This window comes from Acinetobacter calcoaceticus ANC 3811 (genome assembly GCF_000399665.1).
Lineage (GTDB): Bacteria > Pseudomonadota > Gammaproteobacteria > Pseudomonadales > Moraxellaceae > Acinetobacter > Acinetobacter calcoaceticus_B.
In genome coordinates, this window is the sequence record NZ_KB976986.1 from 3,032,733 (window position 1) to 3,054,857 (window position 22,125).

The 22,125-nt window shown below is 41.4% G+C and carries 12 protein-coding genes, 2 tRNA genes and 3 rRNA genes; 11 read left to right on the top strand and 6 right to left on the bottom strand.

Annotated features, from left to right (window positions below; genetic code table 11):
- Positions 1-680: 680 nt before the first annotated feature.
- The 6 genes from F935_RS15485 (at position 681) to F935_RS15510 (ending at position 6,809) form a co-directional block, all read left to right on the top strand.
- A 16S ribosomal RNA gene (locus tag F935_RS15485) occupies positions 681-2,218 on the top strand.
- A 59-nt stretch (positions 2,219-2,277) separates the two neighbouring features.
- A tRNA-Ile gene (locus F935_RS15490) sits at positions 2,278-2,354 on the top strand.
- Between the two features lie 56 nt (positions 2,355-2,410).
- Positions 2,411-2,486 (top strand) — tRNA-Ala (locus F935_RS15495).
- Between the two features lie 361 nt (positions 2,487-2,847).
- Positions 2,848-5,741: ribosomal RNA gene (locus F935_RS15500) — 23S ribosomal RNA — on the top strand.
- 178 nt (positions 5,742-5,919) lie between these two features.
- A 5S ribosomal RNA gene (gene rrf, locus F935_RS15505) occupies positions 5,920-6,034 on the top strand.
- Together the 16S, 23S and 5S rRNA genes with 2 tRNA genes alongside form the textbook arrangement of a ribosomal RNA operon.
- A 178-nt stretch (positions 6,035-6,212) precedes the next feature.
- Entirely contained in the window at positions 6,213-6,809 is a 597-nt protein-coding gene (locus F935_RS15510; protein ID WP_016139746.1) for a glutathione S-transferase family protein, read from the top strand.
- 63 nt (positions 6,810-6,872) lie between these two features.
- Here F935_RS15510 and F935_RS15515 read toward each other — a convergent pair whose 3' ends face one another.
- Entirely contained in the window at positions 6,873-7,574 is a 702-nt protein-coding gene (locus F935_RS15515; RefSeq protein WP_080645795.1) for a TIGR04219 family outer membrane beta-barrel protein, read from the bottom strand.
- Positions 7,575-8,215: 641 nt separating this feature from the next.
- On the opposite strand from F935_RS15515, the gene F935_RS15520 reads away from it, so the two are divergent.
- Together F935_RS15520 and F935_RS18630 are read left to right on the top strand one after the other, a co-directional pair.
- Positions 8,216-9,694 carry a sodium-dependent transporter gene (locus F935_RS15520; RefSeq protein WP_016139748.1) on the top strand — a complete coding sequence of 493 codons (1,479 nt, stop codon included), beginning with the start codon at positions 8,216-8,218 and terminating at the stop codon, positions 9,692-9,694.
- Positions 9,695-9,706: 12 nt separating this feature from the next.
- Complete coding sequence (locus tag F935_RS18630; RefSeq protein WP_004640212.1) at positions 9,707-9,850, top strand: methionine/alanine import family NSS transporter small subunit; 144 nt, start codon at positions 9,707-9,709, stop codon at positions 9,848-9,850.
- A 39-nt stretch (positions 9,851-9,889) separates the two neighbouring features.
- On the opposite strand, the gene rsmB is transcribed toward F935_RS18630, so the two are convergent.
- Positions 9,890-11,194 carry a 16S rRNA (cytosine(967)-C(5))-methyltransferase RsmB gene (rsmB, locus tag F935_RS15525; protein WP_016139749.1) on the bottom strand — a complete coding sequence of 435 codons (1,305 nt, stop codon included), beginning with the start codon at positions 11,192-11,194 and terminating at the stop codon, positions 9,890-9,892.
- Positions 11,191-12,153 (bottom strand): methionyl-tRNA formyltransferase, encoded by a 963-nt coding sequence (gene fmt / locus F935_RS15530; RefSeq protein ID WP_016139750.1) that lies wholly within the window; start codon positions 12,151-12,153, stop codon positions 11,191-11,193. The genes rsmB and fmt overlap by 4 nt, the downstream gene beginning before the upstream one ends.
- 348 nt (positions 12,154-12,501) lie before the next feature.
- On the opposite strand from fmt, the gene ilvD reads away from it, so the two are divergent.
- The 3 genes from ilvD (at position 12,502) to F935_RS15545 (ending at position 16,751) form a co-directional block, all read left to right on the top strand.
- Positions 12,502-14,331 (top strand): dihydroxy-acid dehydratase, encoded by a 1,830-nt coding sequence (gene ilvD, locus F935_RS15535; RefSeq protein ID WP_035366348.1) that lies wholly within the window; start codon positions 12,502-12,504, stop codon positions 14,329-14,331.
- 320 nt (positions 14,332-14,651) lie between these two features.
- A complete protein-coding gene (locus F935_RS15540; RefSeq protein WP_016139752.1) occupies positions 14,652-15,941 on the top strand; it encodes a hypothetical protein in 1,290 nt (429 codons plus the stop codon).
- 78 nt (positions 15,942-16,019) lie between these two features.
- Positions 16,020-16,751: a sulfite exporter TauE/SafE family protein gene (locus tag F935_RS15545; RefSeq protein WP_016139753.1), complete on the top strand. Its 732-nt coding sequence runs from the start codon at positions 16,020-16,022 to the stop codon at positions 16,749-16,751.
- Positions 16,752-16,760: 9 nt separating this feature from the next.
- Here F935_RS15545 and F935_RS15550 read toward each other — a convergent pair whose 3' ends face one another.
- From F935_RS15550 to ppc, 3 genes are all read right to left on the bottom strand, one after another.
- Positions 16,761-17,651, bottom strand: a complete 891-nt coding sequence (locus F935_RS15550; protein ID WP_016139754.1) for a LysR family transcriptional regulator — start codon at positions 17,649-17,651, stop codon at positions 16,761-16,763.
- A 104-nt stretch (positions 17,652-17,755) separates the two neighbouring features.
- The gene (locus F935_RS15555) at positions 17,756-19,051 is read right to left on the bottom strand and encodes a solute carrier family 23 protein (protein WP_016139755.1); all 1,296 of its coding nucleotides are present in this window, start codon (positions 19,049-19,051) and stop codon (positions 17,756-17,758) included.
- 297 nt (positions 19,052-19,348) lie between these two features.
- Positions 19,349-22,033, bottom strand: a complete 2,685-nt coding sequence (ppc, locus tag F935_RS15560) for a phosphoenolpyruvate carboxylase (protein ID WP_016139756.1) — start codon at positions 22,031-22,033, stop codon at positions 19,349-19,351.
- Positions 22,034-22,125: the final 92 nt, after the last annotated feature.

Sequence of the window (22,125 nt, forward strand, 5' to 3'; positions counted from 1 at the left end):
GAATCTTTGGAATCTTTGGAATCTTTGGAATCTTTGGAATCTTTGGAATCTTTGGAATCTTTGGAATCTTTGGAATCTTTGGAATCTTTGGAATCGAGAATGCTATATATGCCTATAACTTCTATAAGAAGACATCAAAAATCTAAGATGAACGTATTTTTCCAAAATAAAAATTAATAAAAGTAGTGAAAATGTCTAAAAAGAAGGCATATATATGACTTTTTTCATAAAATAGAAGAAAAAAGCGGCACTCGATAGAAAAAGGCAGAAATACCCCTTGCCAAGGGGTAATAATGCTCTATAATGCACATCCATCGGCGGTGATGCAGATAAGAACTTGTTGAAAAACAGTTACTTGGAATTGAGTTGATTACTTTAGGTAGTGAATTTGATAAGAAGTTGGTTTTGAGAATAAGTTTTAAAAATATCGAAATTACCTGTTGACTTTTAAGAGATTAAGAGTAACATAGCCGACCTAGCTTGCTGGTGACGAACCAGGAAGAAGATCATTAAGAGATTATGAAGAACAACTTGTGTGGATTTTTACTGATTGATTGATCGAAATATTATCATTGATTGATTGGTTTAAATTACTCGAAGTTTATTTGAGCGAAATTTAAGTCAGAAAATTGATGAGCCAGAATTGGCACCTTGTCTTTAATAAGGTGCAAAATGATTTTTAACTGAAGAGTTTGATCATGGCTCAGATTGAACGCTGGCGGCAGGCTTAACACATGCAAGTCGAGCGGAGTGATGGTGCTTGCACTATCACTTAGCGGCGGACGGGTGAGTAATGCTTAGGAATCTGCCTATTAGTGGGGGACAACATTTCGAAAGGAATGCTAATACCGCATACGTCCTACGGGAGAAAGCAGGGGATCTTCGGACCTTGCGCTAATAGATGAGCCTAAGTCGGATTAGCTAGTTGGTGGGGTAAAGGCCTACCAAGGCGACGATCTGTAGCGGGTCTGAGAGGATGATCCGCCACACTGGGACTGAGACACGGCCCAGACTCCTACGGGAGGCAGCAGTGGGGAATATTGGACAATGGGCGCAACCCTGATCCAGCCATGCCGCGTGTGTGAAGAAGGCCTTATGGTTGTAAAGCACTTTAAGCGAGGAGGAGGCTACTGAAGTTAATACCTTCAGATAGTGGACGTTACTCGCAGAATAAGCACCGGCTAACTCTGTGCCAGCAGCCGCGGTAATACAGAGGGTGCAAGCGTTAATCGGATTTACTGGGCGTAAAGCGCGCGTAGGCGGCTAATTAAGTCAAATGTGAAATCCCCGAGCTTAACTTGGGAATTGCATTCGATACTGGTTAGCTAGAGTGTGGGAGAGGATGGTAGAATTCCAGGTGTAGCGGTGAAATGCGTAGAGATCTGGAGGAATACCGATGGCGAAGGCAGCCATCTGGCCTAACACTGACGCTGAGGTGCGAAAGCATGGGGAGCAAACAGGATTAGATACCCTGGTAGTCCATGCCGTAAACGATGTCTACTAGCCGTTGGGGCCTTTGAGGCTTTAGTGGCGCAGCTAACGCGATAAGTAGACCGCCTGGGGAGTACGGTCGCAAGACTAAAACTCAAATGAATTGACGGGGGCCCGCACAAGCGGTGGAGCATGTGGTTTAATTCGATGCAACGCGAAGAACCTTACCTGGCCTTGACATAGTAAGAACTTTCCAGAGATGGATTGGTGCCTTCGGGAACTTACATACAGGTGCTGCATGGCTGTCGTCAGCTCGTGTCGTGAGATGTTGGGTTAAGTCCCGCAACGAGCGCAACCCTTTTCCTTATTTGCCAGCGAGTAATGTCGGGAACTTTAAGGATACTGCCAGTGACAAACTGGAGGAAGGCGGGGACGACGTCAAGTCATCATGGCCCTTACGGCCAGGGCTACACACGTGCTACAATGGTCGGTACAAAGGGTTGCTACCTAGCGATAGGATGCTAATCTCAAAAAGCCGATCGTAGTCCGGATTGGAGTCTGCAACTCGACTCCATGAAGTCGGAATCGCTAGTAATCGCGGATCAGAATGCCGCGGTGAATACGTTCCCGGGCCTTGTACACACCGCCCGTCACACCATGGGAGTTTGTTGCACCAGAAGTAGGTAGTCTAACCGCAAGGAGGACGCTTACCACGGTGTGGCCGATGACTGGGGTGAAGTCGTAACAAGGTAGCCGTAGGGGAACCTGCGGCTGGATCACCTCCTTAACGAAAGATTGACGATTAGTAAGAATCCACAACAAGTTGTTCTTCATAGATGTATCTGAGGGTCTGTAGCTCAGTTGGTTAGAGCACACGCTTGATAAGCGTGGGGTCACAAGTTCAAGTCTTGTCAGACCCACCATGACTTTGACTGGTTGAAGTTATAGAAAAGAAGATACAGAACTGATGATGTAAGCTGGGGACTTAGCTTAGTTGGTAGAGCGCCTGCTTTGCACGCAGGAGGTCAGGAGTTCGACTCTCCTAGTCTCCACCAGAACTTAAGAGAAGTTCAGATTACAGAAATTAGTAAATAGGGATTAGATCTTAGTTTATTAACTTCTGTGATTTAAGTATCACGGTATTAAGCATGACCTGACGAAGGCATGTTTATTCATTAACAGATTGGCAAAATTGAGTCTGAAATAAATTGTTCACTCAAGAGTTTAGATTAAGCAATTGATCTAAATGAATTGAGAACTAGCAAATTAACTGAATCAAGCGTTTTGGTATATGAATTAGATTGAAGCTGTACAGTGTTTAAATACACAGTACTTCAAACTGTAAGAGATTGATGAGAAATCATTGATCATGTCTTATTACTCCTTGTAGGTAATAACGACTGTTTGGGGTTGTATAGTCAAGTAATTAAGTGCATGTGGTGGATGCCTTGGCAGTCAGAGGCGATGAAAGACGTAATAGCCTGCGATAAGCTCCGGGGAGGCGGCAAATATCCTGTGATCCGGAGATTTCTGAATGGGGGAACCCACCTACTTTAAGGTAGGTATTGCAACATGAATACATAGTGTTGCAAGGCGAACGAGGGGAAGTGAAACATCTCAGTACCCTTAGGAAAAGAAATCAATTGAGATTCCCTTAGTAGCGGCGAGCGAACGGGGATCAGCCCATTAAGTTATGTGTGTTTTAGTGGAACGCTCTGGGAAGTGCGAACGTAGAGGGTGATATTCCCGTACACGAAAGGGCACACATAATGATGACGAGTAGGGCGAGGCACGTGAAACCTTGTCTGAATATGGGGGGACCATCCTCCAAGGCTAAATACTCCTGACTGACCGATAGTGAACCAGTACCGTGAGGGAAAGGCGAAAAGAACCCCTGTGAGGGGAGTGAAATAGATCCTGAAACCGCATGCATACAAGCAGTGGGAGCCGACTTGTTCGGTGACTGCGTACCTTTTGTATAATGGGTCAGCGACTTATATTCAGTAGCGAGGTTAACCGTATAGGGGAGCCGTAGAGAAATCGAGTCTTAATAGGGCGTTTAGTTGCTGGGTATAGACCCGAAACCAGGCGATCTATCCATGAGCAGGTTGAAGGTTGGGTAACACTAACTGGAGGACCGAACCCACTGTCGTTGAAAAGCCAGGGGATGACTTGTGGATAGGGGTGAAAGGCTAATCAAGCCTGGTGATAGCTGGTTCTCCCCGAAAGCTATTTAGGTAGCGCCTCGGACGAATACCATAGGGGGTAGAGCACTGTTTCGGCTAGGGGGTCATCCCGACTTACCAAACCGATGCAAACTCCGAATACCTATGAGTACTATCCGGGAGACAGACTGCGGGTGCTAACGTCCGTAGTCAAGAGGAAAACAATCCAGACCGCCAGCTAAGGCCCCAAAATCATAGTTAAGTGGGAAACGATGTGGGAAGGCATAGACAGCTAGGAGGTTGGCTTAGAAGCAGCCACCCTTTAAAGAAAGCGTAATAGCTCACTAGTCGAGTCGGCCTGCGCGGAAGATGTAACGGGGCTAAAACTATGTGCCGAAGCTGCGGATTTGACTTTTAAGTCAAGTGGTAGGGGAGCGTTCTGTAAGCCGATGAAGGTGTATTGAGAAGTATGCTGGAGGTATCAGAAGTGCGAATGCTGACGTGAGTAACGACAAAACGGGTGAAAAACCCGTTCGCCGAAAGACCAAGGGTTCCAGTCCAACGTTAATCGGGGCTGGGTGAGTCGACCCCTAAGGCGAGGCCGAAAGGCGTAGTCGATGGGAAATTGGTTAATATTCCAATACTTCTGTGTAATGCGATGAGAGGACGGAGAAGGTTAAGTCAGCCTGGCGTTGGTTGTCCAGGTGAAAGGAAGTAGGCATGCATCTTAGGCAAATCCGGGGTGCTCTATGCTGAGATCTGATAGCAAGCTGTACTTGTACAGCGAAGTGGCTGATACCATGCTTCCAGGAAAAGTCTCTAAGCTTCAGTTACACAGGAATCGTACCCTAAACCGACACAGGTGGTCAGGTCGAGTAGACCAAGGCGCTTGAGAGAACTCTGCTGAAGGAACTAGGCAAAATGGTACCGTAACTTCGGGAGAAGGTACGCTGTTGTTGGTGATGGAACTTGCTTCCTGAGCTGATGACAGCCACAGAAACCAGGCCGCTGCAACTGTTTATTAAAAACATAGCACTCTGCAAACACGAAAGTGGACGTATAGGGTGTGATGCCTGCCCGGTGCTGGAAGGTTAATTGATGGGGTTAGCGTAAGCGAAGCTCTTGATCGAAGCCCCAGTAAACGGCGGCCGTAACTATAACGGTCCTAAGGTAGCGAAATTCCTTGTCGGGTAAGTTCCGACCTGCACGAATGGCATAATGATGGCGGCGCTGTCTCCAGCAGAGGCTCAGTGAAATCGAAATCGCTGTGAAGATGCAGTGTACCCGCGGCTAGACGGAAAGACCCCGTGAACCTTTACTGCAGCTTGACATTGAACTTTGACCTTACTTGTGTAGGATAGGTGGGAGGCTTTGAAGTTGGAACGCTAGTTCCAATGGAGCCGTCCTTGAAATACCACCCTGGTAATGTTGAGGTTCTAACTCTGCCCCGTAATCCGGGGCGAGGACCATGTCTGGTGGGTAGTTTGACTGGGGCGGTCTCCTCCTAAAGAGTAACGGAGGAGTACGAAGGTGCGCTCAGCGTGGTCGGAAATCACGCGTAGAGTATAAAGGCAAAAGCGCGCTTAACTGCGAGACCCACAAGTCGAGCAGGTACGAAAGTAGGTCTTAGTGATCCGGTGGTTCTGTATGGAAGGGCCATCGCTCAACGGATAAAAGGTACTCTGGGGATAACAGGCTGATACCGCCCAAGAGTTCATATCGACGGCGGTGTTTGGCACCTCGATGTCGGCTCATCTCATCCTGGGGCTGAAGCAGGTCCCAAGGGTATGGCTGTTCGCCATTTAAAGAGGTACGCGAGCTGGGTTTAGAACGTCGTGAGACAGTTCGGTCCCTATCTACCGTGGGCGCTGGAAATTTGAGAGGATCTGCTCCTAGTACGAGAGGACCAGAGTGGACGAACCTCTGGTGTACCGGTTGTGACGCCAGTCGCATCGCCGGGTAGCTATGTTCGGAAGGGATAACCGCTGAAAGCATCTAAGCGGGAAGCCTACCTCAAGATAAGATTTCCCTAGGACTTTATGTCCTCTAAAGAGCCGTTCGAGACTAGGACGTTGATAGGTTGGATGTGGAAGCATAGTGATATGTGAAGCTGACCAATACTAATTGCTCGTGAGGCTTGACTATACAACACCCAAGCAGTTGTATATATAGCATCAATCGATTCATTAATGTACAAATCAACTTGATTTAGTTATACGCTTAGCTAAAATGAACAAAATATCAAGACTCAATCAGCCCATCTGTAAAGATTTGGAAAACGCATCGGCATATTAAGACCAATGCTAGTATCCATACCAGTTGTGCTGGCGACCATAGCAAGAGTGAACCACCTGATCCCTTCCCGAACTCAGAAGTGAAACCTCTTAGCGCTGATGGTAGTGTGGGGTTTCCCATGTGAGAGTAAGTCATCGCCAGCTCATTATTCTAAACACCCCCAACCTAAGTTGGGGGTGTTTTTTTATGCACGGAATTAAGAATTAATACAGCTGACATGGCACACAAAAGTTAAAGCTATAAAAAATAAAGCTATTCTAAAATTATTTACCTCTTTAGAAATTTACATACTTAAATATGAATAATAAGGGAAAAATATCTATGATAATTTATGGTGATGTAGATTCGGGCAATTGTTATAAGATCAAACTATTACTTTCCTTATTAAATATTAAACATAGATGGGTCCACATTGATGTTTTAAAAAAAGACACTCAAACAGCAGATTTTTTATTCTTAAATCCTAATGGAAAAATACCTGTATTGCTCCTAGATGATGGTCGTGTTTTAAGCGAATCTAATGCTATTTTAGGTTATCTGGCTGACGGAACAGAACTTATTGCTACAGATTCCTATACAAAAGCAAAAATGTATCAGTGGATGTTCTTTGAACAATATAGTCATGAACCATTTATTGCAGTTGCTCGTTTTATTAATAAATATTTAGGGTTACCACCAGAAAGAATAGAGGAATATCATAATTTACAACCGAAAGGCCATAAAGCACTATCTATTATGAATAAAGCTTTAGTAGAGCATGACTATCTTGTTGGAAATCAATTAACTATTGCTGATATTGCCCTATATGCCTATACCCATGTAGCTGATGAAGGTGGTTTTGATTTAGCTTTATATCCCAACATTCAGGCATGGTGCCAAAGAATTCAAAAATATTCAGGTTATGTAGGTATGGGTTAATTAAAAAGGACTCTATAAGAGTCCTTTTTTTATATATGAAGCAAATTTCGAGTGCGTTCCGATTTAAAAATGGGCTTCCAAGCCTACATAAGGACCCTTAAATTCAAACTTAAGATCATTATTATCGTAGTCATCTAAATCAATATTGAGTACGCGATATCCTGCTGTTAAACCAAGATCAATGAGTAGATTATCTGCAAACTTATATTTTACTTCTGCCAATGCGTCTGTGATTCGTGCATCATCAAAGTTTGTATAAGTTGCTTCACCTTTAGCACTTAAGCCTGTAAATGGAAGTTTTACTTCACCAGACAAATAAGCAATAGGATATGTTTTATCAATATCCACGCGCTTGCCTGTATACGCAGTGATATCACCATTTAGTACAGTTGCACCAAGTCCAGCATCTACACTCACAATATTGTCTAATAATTCATAATAGAGAATAAAATCGCTATGATCTAAATCAACTTTATAGTTAGCTTGACCTAGAGTTTCTGATTTAGTTTGGGTATCTAAATTTACATAACGAATTTTTGCATTTGGAATAAATGGGATTGGGTGTTCTATTGCCAATGAGAGCTGAGCACTACCTTTTTGATCTAGATCTTGATCGTCAGGGAGTTGAGAAGACATATTAGCTTTACCATCATAAAACCAGTAGCCTACATCTCCTTTTACTCCAACAAAGTCTGCTTGAGCAAATCCACTTAAGCCCATCCCGAGCGTTAATAAAGATATTTTTAATATTTTCACTTTGAACATCCGCATAAAAGAAATCTTTGAGCGCATGATATAGGCATCTTACTACAGATGCATTGATAAAAAACATGAGTCTGAAGCGTATATTGTTAATAATTTTTCTAAGTTAAATAAAATATTAATCATTTCAAATAATTAATATTTACCTCTTAGTTTGGGTGACATTAATCCTCTACAAATTTTAGTATAAATTTTTTCATCTAAATAAATGGGTGTTATCAAATTTTAATTGGAAATTGAAGAATAAATTAATGGATAAGTTGAGTAATTAAATAGCGCTTTTTATGAATTGGAAGAAAATGTCATTGAACAACATTGCCTGCCTATATGATTTAAATGTAAAGATTAGCTGAAAAATAACCAATTGTGAAAAAAACTTGGAAAATTCGTAAAATTTCTGATGGAAATTACAGTAAAAAGAAATAAAAACAGGTATTGTTCAGCTATATAGGGGCAAAAAATGGACAAAAATCTTTAAGGAAGAATTTTCTATATTTGCTTGTTTGAAATGAAAATAAAAATACTCACAAGGTGCCTTTTATTCTCAATCAAACACAAAAGTATTCTTTGGTTCTTTTTTTGCATGCGGAATAACAATCAACAATAGCAGTAAAAATAAGCAATCTTTTAACATTAGGTGTTTTATGACAGATTCTCGTGAAAACTGGACGTCACGATCTGGTTTTATTATTGCAGCCGTTGGTTCGGCTGTAGGCTTAGGTAATATTTGGCGCTTTCCATACGTTGCTTATGAAAATGGTGGTGGGGCGTTTCTTATTCCTTATCTATTAGCACTCATTACTGCTGGTTTACCGTTACTATTTTTAGATTATGCGGTTGGGCATCGTAGTACTGGTTCACCTCCAAAAGCATATCGAGCCTTATTTAAAGGCGGAGAAACACTAGGGTGGTGGCAGGTTTGTGTCTGTATCATCATCGGTTTGTATTATGCAAGTGTGTTGACATGGGCAGGTAGTTACGTTTACTTCTCTATTGGTCAAATGTGGGGAAGTGATCCGGAAGGCTTCTTCTTTAATACCTACTTACAAACCTCAAAAGCGACTGGGTTTGATTTACAGTTCGTAAGTCATTTATTCTGGCCGATTGTTGGAATTTGGGCACTTACTTTAATCATTCTTTATGGTGGGGTGAAAAAGGGTGTGGAATTATCCAATAAAATTTTCATGCCATTATTATTCGTTCTATTCACTATTTTGGTGATTCAGTCATTGCGTTTGCCGGGTGCTGCTCAAGGTTTGAATGCATTCTTTACGCCAAACTGGTCAGCAATGATGGACTATAAAGTATGGTTAGCAGCTTATGGTCATACTTTCTTTTCATTATCTGTTGGTTTCGGGATCATGGTTACCTATGCATCTTATTTAAAACCAAAAACGAATTTAACGGGTTCTGGCTTAATCGTTGGTTTTGCAAATGCATCAACTGAGATTTTGGCCGGCATTGGTATTTTTGCAGCGCTGGGCTTTATGGCACATGCGGCAGGTACTGAAGTTAAAGATGTCGTGAGTGGCGGAATTGGATTAGCATTTATTGCATTCCCGAAAATTATTTCAAGCTTAGGTACAGGGGCTGATTTATTTGGTCTTTTATTCTTCTCTTCACTTTTCGTCGCAGGTATTTCTTCGATGGTCAGTATTTTGGAAGTGCCTATTGCAGCAATGCAAGATAAGTTGAAATGGGGCCGTAAAAAAGCTGTAACGATTATTGGTGGTGGTAGTGCACTTGTATCAATTATTTTATTCTCAAGTGTAAATGCAATTAAGTTGGTTGATATTGTTGACCACTTTATCAACAATATCGGTATTATCGGTGGTGCATTAATATCAATTATTAGTATAGCTTGGTTTAAACGTTCGGCTCTTAAAGAGCTTAGTGACCATATAAATCGTATCTCAACTATTCAAGTTGGTAAGGGATGGGATTTCACTTTAACGGTTATTACATCTTTAATCTTGTTAACTACACTCTGTATGACTGTTTTTAATTTGATCAAAAATGGCTATGATACTTATAGTATGAGCTTACAAGGTGTATTCGGCTGGGGCAGTGTGATTTTCTGTGCGGTCGTTGCAATCGTGTTAAGTAAAATGAAAGATCGCTAGGAGGATAAAATAATGAATACTTCGGCAATCGTGATGATGGTAATTTCGATGGTGTTTTTATGGGGTGGATTGATTTTATCCATTCTACATTTATCGAAACATCCTGAAGAGTTAGATGATGTTTTAGAAGATGTAAAAGATCAGCATACGCTTTGATGCTGATCTAGTAAAAAGCAGGCTTAAAGCCTGCTTTTTTTATGCAATTTTTTGAATTTTACAATAATAAAATCCATCGCCAGATTGTGCTTGCGGTAATAATTGTCGACCATGAATTTGTTCAAGTCCCCAATTCGCTTCTATCTTAATTTCTTTTGCATCAGTATGTTGTGCAAAGAAATTTATCATCTGCTGTTCATTTTCAGCTTTTAAAACTGAACAGGTAATATAGAGCAGTGTGCCTCCAACATTGAGTTGTTGCCACATGTGTTCCAAAATCTGCTTTTGTAGTTCAATCGTTTGAGCTATGTCGCTAGATTGGCGCAATAAACGGATATCAGGATGACGACGAATAACGCCTGTCGCAGAACATGGTGCATCAAGCACAATACAATCTACTGGTTGTGCAGGTACCCATTGAGTTGCATCGGCTGCCAAAATTTCTGTTTGAATTTGATCAAGTGCTAAGCGGTTTAAATTCTCAGTTACACGGATTAAGCGGTTAGAATCTTGGTCAATAGCAATGAGCTGAGCTGGTTTAAACTTTTCGAGTAAATGAGCTGTTTTTCCACCAGGTGCTGCACAGGCATCAATCACTGTTTTATTATTTAAATCTGGCAATAATGTTGCACATAGCTGAGCGTGTTCATCTTGTACAGAAAACCATCCCTCTTCAAAACCGGGTAGCTGGGTAATTTGTACAGATTGTTCAAGAACAATACCTGCTTCAGACAGAGTACATGCACGTGCTTGAATATCTAGACTTTGTAGTTTTGCTAAATAAGCATCACGGTCAATATGACGCTGGTTAACTCGTAAGGTTAAAGGAGCGATTTGTTTTAATGATTGGCAAAGAGATTCCGTTTGTTCCCCCCAATCCTTTTTTAGCTTTTTAAAAAGCCAACTTGGTAAGCCATGTGCTTGTTGTAAACCTTGCTGAAAGTCATCAGTTTCTCGAGTAGCGCGGCGCAAAATAGCATTCACAATACCGCCGAGTGCAGGAAATCCAAGTTGTTTGGTGGCATCTACTGTTTCTGATATGGCAGCGTGTGCTGCAATACGCGTGCATAAAACTTGATAAAGTCCAACATACAAACAGGTTTCAACTGTTTCATTATTTAAAGGTTTGCTGAGCAAAGGTAAGCTAATTGATTTAAGAGCAAACCATTGGCGTAGCGTACCTAGAACAAGTTCATGAAATAGTGCGCGATCACGTTCTGCAACTTGATTCAGCTGTGTATTTAAAATACTAGCAAGTGATTGGCCTTGCTGAACTTTTAATAAGGTCTGGACGACTTGAGCACGTAAGTTAAATCGTGACGAATTTGATGAAACCTGACTCATGGTAGAATTTGTCCTACGTGAAGTTTTTGAGTTTGAGCAATTTGTTGATCATTCATTGCTTTACCGCCCGGCCATTGCACGCTGGTCAGACAAATAAAAGAGTTTTGACCACAAGCAACATGTACGCCTTGTTTATCAATTGCGATAATTTCACCAGCTTGGGCATTTACTCGGTTTTGAGTAGAAGTCGTTGAGTTCCAAACACGCAGAGCATTATTTTCATCTAACTGAATGAAGGCAACTGGCCAAGGGTTAAACGCACGAATATTTCGGTCAAGTTGAACAGCATCATTTGACCAGTCAATACGAGCTTCTGATTTCACTAGCTTGTGTGCATAGACAGTTAGGCTTTCATCTTGAACTTCACGTTCTGCCAAATATTTTTGTAGTGTTTCTTCTGACTCGAGTACGTCACAAATTGCTGTTGCACCTTGAACTGCGAGTTTGTCATGTAAAGTCGCTGATGTATCTTCGGCTGTGATTGTACAGTAGATTTTATACATCATATCGCCTGTGTCTAAACCGGCAGCCATCTGCATAATCGTGATTCCGGTTTCTTCATCACCTGTTGCAATCGCACGCTGAATTGGTGCTGCGCCACGCCAACGTGGTAATAATGAGCCGTGAATATTTAAACAGCCATATTTAGGAGTATCGAGCACAGCTTGTGGAAGAATCAAGCCATAGGCTGCAACGACCATCACATCGGCACCTAAAGCTGCAAGTTCTTGTTGGGCTGCGAGCCCTTCTTCTGTAGATGCTTTAAAGTGAAGTGGTTGGTAAACAGGGATACCATGTTCAAGCGCAAGCTGTTTTACAGGAGATGGTGTTAGTTTTTGTCCACGACCTGCTTTACGATCTGGCTGAGTGTAAACGGCGATAATTTCATGGGAAGTTTTTAATAATGCCGCCAATGCTGTTGCAGCAAATTCGGGGGTGCCAGCAAAAATAATTTTCACAAATGCAATCCAAAAAGAGTTTATGGGTAGTATACGTGAAAAACGTTTGAAGCCCTAAACTCATGGCTATTGAGAGATTTGGTTTTTAAATAGTGAACAAAAAATTATTCAAAAATTTTTATTGATAAAAAAAGGTTATGAAAAAATAAAAAATTATTCATGTAAGTTTTGCTAAATATTGACTGACTATTACTGTTCTTGGCTTTCCGAATATTATTTGCTTCTATAGAATGGAGAATGATCAAATTATGATGATGAGTCAATATTCCGACTGATCTAACGCTATATCAGTATCATTCAGCCAGAGTGGAAGAAATTCCGCTCAAGCACAACTTGTTGGAAACACTAATGCCTGACTATCGTTCAAAAACATCGACACACGGAAGAAATATGGCTGGCGCACGTGGCTTATGGCGTGCAACAGGAATGAAAGATGAGGATTTCGGCAAACCGATTATTGCGGTGGTCAACTCATTTACTCAATTTGTTCCGGGCCATGTACATCTTAAAGATTTAGGGCAACTAGTCGCAGCAGAAATTCAGGCATCAGGTGGTGTTGCTAAAGAGTTTAATACGATTGCAGTAGATGACGGGATCGCAATGGGGCATGACGGCATGCTTTATTCATTACCATCACGTGATTTGATTGCTGACTCAGTCGAATACATGGTGAATGCGCATTGTGCTGATGCCATGGTCTGCATTTCGAACTGTGACAAAATTACTCCGGGAATGCTCATGGCTGCAATGCGCTTGAACATTCCTGTAGTTTTTGTGTCAGGCGGACCAATGGAAGCGGGCAAGGTCAAGTTCCGTGGTAATGAAAAAGCGATTGACCTTGTTGATGCAATGGTTGTTGCGGCTGATGAAAGTTATACAGACGAAGAAGTTGAAGAATTTGAACGTTCAGCATGTCCAACATGTGGTTCATGTTCAGGTATGTTCACTGCAAACTCAATGAACTGTTTAACGGAAGCTTTAGGCTTATCTTTACCAGGTAATGGTTCAATTGTTGCGACACATGCTAATCGTGAAAAATTATTTTTAAGAGCAGGCCAACTTATTGTTGAATTGGCTAAGCGCTATTACGAACAAGAAGATGCAAGCATTTTACCTCGTTCAATTGCAACAAAGGCGGCGTTTAAAAATGCGATGACCCTTGATATTGCAATGGGTGGTTCAACCAATACGGTTCTGCATTTATTAGCTGCAGCAAGTGAAGCGGAAGTTGACTTTACAATGGACGATATTGACGAGTTGTCACGTCGAGTTCCTGTATTGTCTAAAGTAGCGCCTGCGAAACAAGATGTTCACATGGAAGATGTTCACCGTGCTGGCGGTATTATGGCCATTTTGGGTGAGCTTGATCGTGCGAATTTACTTGATGTATCACTACCAACAGTCCATGAGAAAACGTTAAAAGATGCGTTGGACAAGTGGGATATTATTCGTACTGAAGATGCAGACGTGTATGAGTTCTATCGTTCATCTCCAGGTGGTATTCCAACTCAAGTTGCGTTCTCTCAAAATCGCTACTATGCAACTTTAGATGGCGATCGTGAAAAAGGCGTTATTCGTAATGCAGAACATGCATTCTCGAAAGATGGTGGTTTAGCAGTTCTATACGGCAACATCGCGCTTGATGGCTGTATTGTAAAAACTGCAGGTGTAGATGAATCAATCTTGAAATTTACGGGCACAGCGCGTGTATTTGAGAGCCAAGATGCCGCTGTAGATGCAATTTTAGGTCATGATATTAAAGCTGGCGATGTGGTTGTGATTCGTTACGAAGGTCCACGTGGCGGTCCGGGTATGCAAGAAATGCTTTACCCAACCAGCTACCTTAAATCGAAAGGTTTAGGCAAAGACTGTGCATTGGTGACAGATGGTCGTTTCTCTGGTGGTTCATCAGGTCTTTCGATTGGACATGTTTCACCAGAAGCTGCTGAAGGCGGTGCAATTGGTTTGGTAGAAGATGGTGATACGATTGAAATCGATATTCCAAACCGTACCATTCACTTGAACGTTGATGATGCGACTATGGCGCACCGTCGTACAGTTCAAGAAGCGAAAGGCTGGCATCCGAAAGAAGAACGTAAACGTAAGGTATCAAAAGCGTTAAAAGTTTATGCAATGCATACAACGAGTGCAGCGAAAGGAGCTGTACGCGTTCTATAAAATATTCAATTTTATTAATTGAATAGAAACTATGCATCCATTTGCACGATGAATTATTATCATGCCGATGGGTGCATTTTTTACATCTGTTCGAAAAAATAGGCTTGTAGATGAGGGTGTTGCAAGTCATTCTATGGGTTTCTCATAAAATGATGATAAAATCTTCACCGATGCAGGAATACGTGCAATAACATGTTCTTTGTTCTGCGTAAGCAGAGCTCTTCAGCATTTTATATATGAAGTTTCTGCGGCACTTTGTACTGCGATCAAAGCAGTTTTTTGGTCTTGCTTAGGATTTATTTTTTAGAGGCTCTACTCTCATGTCACTGCTACGCCGTTGGTTTGACCCTATCCGATCGAGTTGGTTTTACCAAAAACCTTCTCGTCAAGCGGTGTTACCCACGGAAAATGGTTTAAGTATTTATTTACGACTTGATGATGTGTATAGCTATTTAGCTGTTCAGCAACTGTCTCAGCTCGATGAGATTTTAAGTGATGAGCTTAAACCTTTAAAAATTATTATTTCCCATACTGCTTCTGAACCTCCGAATGGTATGTCGCATGAAGAGTGGCAAAATTATTGTCTGAATGATGCCAAAATATTAGCCAAACAACACCGTTTTGCTTTTGATGAATTTCCAGAAATCCCAAGCCAAGAATCTTTAAAACAAGCCGCTGTCATATTAAAAAGAACCCCATTACAAGGTCAGAATTTCTTACATTTACTTGAAGATATTTTTCACATGCTTTGGCAGCAACAATATGGAAAGCTGCGTACTTTACATGCCATGGCAGTTAAACATCAGCTTCCTCAACATTTTTCAGAACGTATTTTTACGGATGAGCCTGTAACCGCGGCGTACTTTGAGTTTGGTGGACGTAAATATCATGCAGTAGATGATTTATTACGTTTAACCCGTCGTCTAAAACAGCAAAAGTTACTCACTGGTAATCCGATCTTTTTAATTAATCATATCGAATGGCGTGAGCATTTGATTAATGATGCTGAGGCACTTACCGAAATTCAGACACTTCATCCTGAACTCGATATATATATTGCCTTAGAAGATCCAATGAGTTGGCTGTTGCTTGCTTATATTAAGGAAGAACTAGCTGATTATTACGACATTCAATTAAAAGTTTACCCTTTAAGCTACCAAGGCCGAGATTGGTTTGATTGGAGTTTGGCGACCCGTGTTTCTAAACGAACAGATGTCGCTTTTACTCCTTTTTGCCGCCCTACCGAAGAAAGTGCGTTTGAAATGGCAAAGCTTTTCTATAGTGTGCAGGAAAATCAGCAAATCGATACGATTTTTACAATCTTGCAGGCCGTTTGGACAAAAGGCAAAGATTTATCTTTCCAAAAGCATTTCCAAGAATTACAGCAGCAGTTGGGAATTGAGCAGTTAACCGAGCAGGATGTGCCAGCTGTTCTGGCGCAAAATGATGCTTTTTGCAAAGATAAGCATCAGCCTGATTTGCCAGTTTTAGAGTTGCGTATTGATGGTCAAAGTTATGTATTTAATAGTTTGTACCGTGTTTGGATGATTGAAAGTATTTTTAGTAATGTTTTAGAAGAAAAATATAAAACGGCCTCAACTTCTAATTGAGGCCTACTCCTAAAAACAAGAATAGGGCAAAACCTGTTTTTTCCGTAGCATAACCATGTAGGGAATCGGAGATAAACAGTGACTTTTTTAGTAATTATTATGATGGTGTTTGCCTTTGCTGGCATGATTAAAGGCATGATCGGTCTGGGGTTGCCCGCAGTATCGATGGGTTTACTCACCATCGCAATGAGTCCTTTTCAAGCAGCTTCTTTACTCATTGTTCCCTCAATGGTCACCAATGTTTGGCAGCTTTTTGCTGAAGGACATGTCTGGGCTTTTATTCGCCGTTTCTGGACTTTGCTTGTAGGCATTGTGGTGGGTTCAATATGGAGTTTTCTACCGACTTTAAGTCAAAGTCATGGGCATAGTAGTGAAATTTTATTAGGCTGTATGTTGGCCTTATATGGACTTTATGGTCTATGCGTGAAGAAGCTTCCGCACTTAGGGAAGCATGAGCGTTGGCTATCACCCATCATTGGTTATATTGGTGGGGCGGTGACGGTAGCAACAGGTGTCATTATTATTCCTGTTGTACCGTATTTGCAGTCTTTACATTTAAAACGTGATGAGTTGGTACAAGCTCTAGGGCTGACTTTTACGGTGTCTACCATTTGTCTTGCAGTTTTTTTACACCACAACCCGATTTCAGGAATAACACTGGACTATCGTTTATCTTTTGCGGCTTTAGTTGCTGCACTCGTTGGGATGTGGTTAGGTAAAAAAATTCGCTATCGACTCAACGAGCAGTTATTCCGCCGTATCTTTTTTATAGGTTTGGTGTCATTAGGGCTTTACATGATTTTGCACTAAACCAAATTTCTAAGGGCGATGCTGCAATAAAAAGTCTGCAAATTGTTGGTAACTACTAGGCAATTGGCTGAAATCTTGTGCGGCTAAAAGTAGTTTACGATTTGCCCATGCACCTAGCAGTTGGATCGAATGGAAATCATAATCTGATTGCAATCGCTGTGCAGCGCGAGCTGGCATAATCGCAATTCCCACGCCTTTCGCAACGACCTCAGTAATTGCACTAAAGTTCGGTAAGCGCAAACGGTACTGTATGTTAAAGCCTAAGAGCTTAGCTTGAGTTTCAATGGACTGTTGCAAAGAGTGATGGGGTTTAAGACCAATAAAACCATAGCTTAGAGCCTCTACCAAATTCAGCTTTTGATATTGAGCTAACTCATGCGTAGCGGGACAAATCAAAACTAGAGGATCACTCGCAAATTCTTTAGTCTGCAAATGTCTGGTATCAAAAAAACTTGAGACTAGACCTAGACTCGCAACCCCTTGCGTTAATGCATCTACAATTTCTGAGCTTTCAGCTTCATGTAAATCGATATTCATTTCGGGATAAAGTACTAGATATTGAGGTAACAAAGTAGGTAAATATTCACTTTGAGCAGAAGAGTTACACCAAAGCGTTAATGCCTCTGTGGTAGGGTGCCTAAACCTCTGCATTTCTTGTTCGAGTTGATCTTTTTGTACTAAAAGCTGACGAGCATGCTCTACAAAAGCATGTCCAGCTGTGGTGAGTTCGACACCAGTGGTTTGGCGAATAAATAAGGGTGTTTCAAAGTACTGTTCGAGTTTTTTTATACGCTCGCTCGCTGCTTGAAGTGAAATAGCAGAGCGGTCTGCACCTTTAGTTAGACTACCTGTAGAGACAATATGAAGAACCAACTGTAAATCAAAAAAATCAAAACGCATGACAGGGAACGTATTGAAGGCTAAGAGGTCATCATACTAAAAAGTAATCAAGAAATGTGATGAAAGGTAATAATAAAAAGGCAGCTTACGCTGCCTTTTTGAATTTAAATTTTATCTTTTAAACTAAACAGCCAATTTAAAATAATAGCTGCAAAAGTTGCTGTACCAATGCCACCTAAATTGAAATTACCAAACATTAATTCAAAATTTCCCGCACCTAAAATAATTGTTACAGAAGCAACAATCAGGTTTTTATTGTTGGAAAAATCAACTTTGTTTTCAATCCAGATTTTTGCACCAGCAATGGTAATTAAACCAAATACAACAATAGATGCCCCTGTTAAAACTGCATTTGGAATAGTACTAATTACCGCGCCAAATTTTGGAGATAAGCCTAAAAAAATTGCGAAGATGCCTGCAATCACAAAAACAATGGTTGAGTAGACACGAGTGACTGCCATAACACCAATGTTTTCGCCATAAGTCGTCATACCAGGTGCACCAACGCTACCAGAAAGCGTTGTTGCCAAACCATCTGCAACAAATGCTTTACCTAACTGTGGAGTCAGGTTTTCACCCGTCATCGCACCAACAGCTTTAATATGGCCTAGGTTTTCTGCTACTAAAATGAGCGCAACGGGCGCAATAATTAGCATCGCTTTAGTATCAAAAGTAGGATGCGAAAAGCTTGGAATTCCGAACCATGCAGCTGCTGAGATCTGACTAAAATCGATGGGTTTACCAAAACCTAGCCCATTGGTGGTGATGGCGTAAATTACATAAGCCAAAATTAAACCGACTAACAGAAGCAAACGTTGCAATAATCCGCGAGTAAAGACTGCAATACTGCCCATACAAAGTACAGTAATTAAGGCCATCCACATTTCAAATGGTTGTCCTGCAACACCTTTAATCGTAACGGGTGCGAGGTTTAGACCAATAATCATCACAACCGCGCCAGTCACGACAGGTGGCATGAGTTTTTCAATCCAGCGTGTGCCTGTAAGCATCACAATAAAACCGATGAGTGCATAAAATATACCGCACGCAACGATTCCACCTAAAGCCATAGAGAGGTTTGGATTGGCGCCCGAACCCGTAATATGCCCAGTTGCTGCTGCAACCACACCAATAAATGCAAAACTTGAGCCTAAGTAACTCGGAACACGACCACCCGTAATTAAAAAGAACAGGATGGTACAGATACCAGACATTAAAATGGCAAGGTTAGGATTAAAGCCCATGAGTAATGGTGCTAAAACAGTTGCTCCAAACATGGCAAACGCATGTTGAATACCTAAAATAGCACTTTGAACTGGAGGAAGATATTCATTGGTAGAGACTGGCCGATGATCAATATCACCTTGGTAAGGCTGCCATTTTGGAAACCAATTGGACATAAAATAAGCTCATTATTCTTTAATTGGTGCCATGATACTCTTTCTTGAGAATGCATTTAATCTCTAGAGAGAAGTATGTTAGTGAAAAATAATTATTTTTTAACGATTGGTATAATTTTATGAATTCTAAATATAAGGAATTAGTTATTTTTTTCTCATAAAGACTCATTTTTTGATTTTAAAAAAATATTCTAAAAAATAGAAAATCGAGGAAAATTTAAGAAAAATAGAGAATTTTGCAAGTAAAAAGCAGCACATCAAGATGCACTGCTTTGTTAAACAATTGGTAAAATTAGCTTAGCCCGTATTACGTAAACCAGCAGCAATACCCGCAATACTTACCATGAGTGCATGGTCAACAGGAGTATGTTCTGCCTGACGCTCAGCGAGATAATCACGGCGGCGTTTCATGAGTTCAGCCTGTAAAAGATGCAAAGGAAGTAAGTATGGTTTACGAACCTGCATTGATTGATCAAGAACTTCGTTATTGCTAAGAAGCTTTGATTCATCTTTCAATTTAAGTAGTGTTTCAACAGCATCTTTTAAGCGCTGACGTAATTGATTACCGAGCACTTTTAAATCTTCATCTTCAGTCAAATGAGACTCGTAATAGAGTGCAATGTTGGCATCGGATTTAGACAATACCATTTCCAGCATATCAATCAGCGTCTGGAAATAAGGCCACTGCTGGAGCATTTCATCAAGCGTTGCTTTTTGCTGATCGGCAATCACTTCATTAATTGCAGCACCAGTGCCTAGCCATGCAGGTAACATCAAACGGATTTGAGTCCATGCAAATACCCATGGAATCGCACGTAAAGACTCAATACCACCACTCACTTTACGTTTTGCTGGACGTGAGCCTAAAGGCAACATTTGTAATTCAAGTTCCGGCGTAACGGTCCGTAAATACTTCACAAAATGTGGGTTTTCACGCACTGTCTGACGATAAACCTTCACAGAATGATCGGTCATACGGTTCATGATTTCACGCCACTCGGCTTTAGGCTCTGGTGGCGGTAATAAGGTCGCTTCGAGTGTTGCAGCGGTATAGATTTCAAGGTTTTGCATGGCAATTCCTTCTAGACCGAATTTGAAGCGAATCATTTCACCTTGTTCTGTGACTCGGATTGCACCAGAGATAGAACCCGGCGGCTGTGAAAATAGAGCCTGTTGTGTTGGAGCACCACCACGACTAATTGAACCACCACGGCCGTGGAACAGCGTCAACTGTACGCCGTGTTTTTGAGCAATTGCAGTGAGCTCTTCTTGAGCACGATATTGCGCCCAGTTAGCTGACATGAAACCAGCATCTTTTGCTGAGTCGGAGTAACCGATCATCACTTCGTGTTTACCCTGAATGTGCTGTTTATACCAATGCATATTGAACAGCGTATTCATGGTCGTTGCAGCGCCATCTAAGTCTTTTAAAGTTTCAAACAGAGGAACTACACGTAAAGGATGCTGAATACCTGCTTCTTTTTGCAATAACAACACAGCTAAAACATCACTTGGATATTCAGCCATCGAAATAATATAGGCCCCTAAAGATTCAGGCGGTTGGTCTGCCAAGGTACGCATGGTGGCAAATACTTCTTGGACATCTGGGTGCCCAATCAAACTGCCTTCAGGTTCGTTAATATATTTCGGTAAAAGCGGGCGTTTGCTTTGTAATTCCTGAATCAGGAAGTTTTGACGTGCTTGTTCAGTCCAAGACTCAAAATTACCTAAACCTAAATATTCAGTAATTGCTGAAATCGCTTGGCGGTGACGACCTGATTCTTGGCGAATGTCGAGTTTAAGTAGTTCAATACCAAAACAGTTCACACGGTAAATAAAGTCGAGAAGTTGACCATTCGCAATTTCAGGCAAGTTGCTGTCGATTAAAGAGCGATAGCACAGCAACAATGGTTGTAAAAGCTCATCTTTACTTTTAATGACATTGCTGTCGTCTGCTTCTAAGCCTTGTAAGCGTTGAGCTAACCAGTGGCGAGTCGCTTTTAAGCGTTCGCGTGTTGCACGTAAATATTCACGATAAGGTTCTGCATGTTGGTTACCAATAGCCTGAATCATTTCTTCAGAACAGGTTTGAATTGAAAGTTCCCAACGTAAGTTTTCAATATCTCTTAGGTAAAGGTCGGCAGCTTGCCAGCGTGATAACCACAGTACTTCTTGGGTAATTTGATGAGTAACATTTGGGTTGCCGTCACGGTCTCCACCCATCCAAGATGCGAAACGCACTGGTGCAATGCTAAGGGGTAGATCTTGTTGGCAATTTTCTTGGACCAACTCATTTAACTCACGAACAAATTTAGGTACAGCATTCCAGAGTGTTTGTTCAATTGTTGCAAAGCCCCATTTTGCTTCATCAACTGGAGTCGGGCGGTGCTGGCGAATTTCATCTGTTTGCCAAGCTGAACTGATTTGTTGCTTTAAGTTGGCAAGTGCACTTTGACGTTCACGTGGAGTGAGTTTTTGCTGATCAAGCTGAGACAAACATGCATTGATATCATCATATTTTTGAATGAGTGTACGACGGCTGACTTCGGTTGGGTGCGCTGTAAGTACTAACTCAATATTGAGATCGCAAATTTGCTGGAACAGTTTTTCTGTCGAAATACTTTTATCTTTAAATTTTTCAAATAGGTGAACAAGTGGATTTGGAGAATTAGCCTCCGAATCAAATTCTGCCTGTCTGCGGCTACGCACTACATGATATTGCTCGGCAATATTGGCAAAATTTAGGAAGTGAGAAAAAGCGCGGGTAAGAGGTAATAGCTCTTCATCGGGCAATTCTAAAAATAATTGTTCTAATTGCTTTTCGGCTTCAGCTTGACCATCACGTGCACCTTTAGCAAGCGCACGGATTTGCTCGATCTGATTAAACAGTTCTTGTCCTGCATGTTGTTTTAGGGTTTCACCTAACAAATTGCCAAGTAAACGGACATCCTCACGCAGTGGCGCATCGATTTGCTGAACCATGCTATTTTCTCCTGTTCTTATTCTTATCGAATATAGCGCGATTAACAAACATTCCAAGCTGTGAGCGTAAGAAAATGTGAATTTTTGCTTAA

Coding starts and splice junctions, on each gene's coding strand:
- F935_RS15550 (WP_016139754.1), bottom strand. CDS start 17,651: ATGCGTTTTGATTTTTTTGATTTACAGTTGGTTCTTCATATTGTCTCT.
- rsmB (WP_016139749.1), bottom strand. CDS start 11,194: ATGAGTCAGGTTTCATCAAATTCGTCACGATTTAACTTACGTGCTCAA.
- F935_RS15520 (WP_016139748.1), top strand. CDS start 8,216: ATGACAGATTCTCGTGAAAACTGGACGTCACGATCTGGTTTTATTATT.
- ppc (WP_016139756.1), bottom strand. CDS start 22,033: ATGGTTCAGCAAATCGATGCGCCACTGCGTGAGGATGTCCGTTTACTT.
- F935_RS18630 (WP_004640212.1), top strand. CDS start 9,707: ATGAATACTTCGGCAATCGTGATGATGGTAATTTCGATGGTGTTTTTA.
- F935_RS15515 (WP_080645795.1), bottom strand. CDS start 7,574: ATGTTCAAAGTGAAAATATTAAAAATATCTTTATTAACGCTCGGGATG.
- F935_RS15540 (WP_016139752.1), top strand. CDS start 14,652: ATGTCACTGCTACGCCGTTGGTTTGACCCTATCCGATCGAGTTGGTTT.
- F935_RS15555 (WP_016139755.1), bottom strand. CDS start 19,051: ATGTCCAATTGGTTTCCAAAATGGCAGCCTTACCAAGGTGATATTGAT.
- ilvD (WP_035366348.1), top strand. CDS start 12,502: ATGCCTGACTATCGTTCAAAAACATCGACACACGGAAGAAATATGGCT.
- F935_RS15510 (WP_016139746.1), top strand. CDS start 6,213: ATGATAATTTATGGTGATGTAGATTCGGGCAATTGTTATAAGATCAAA.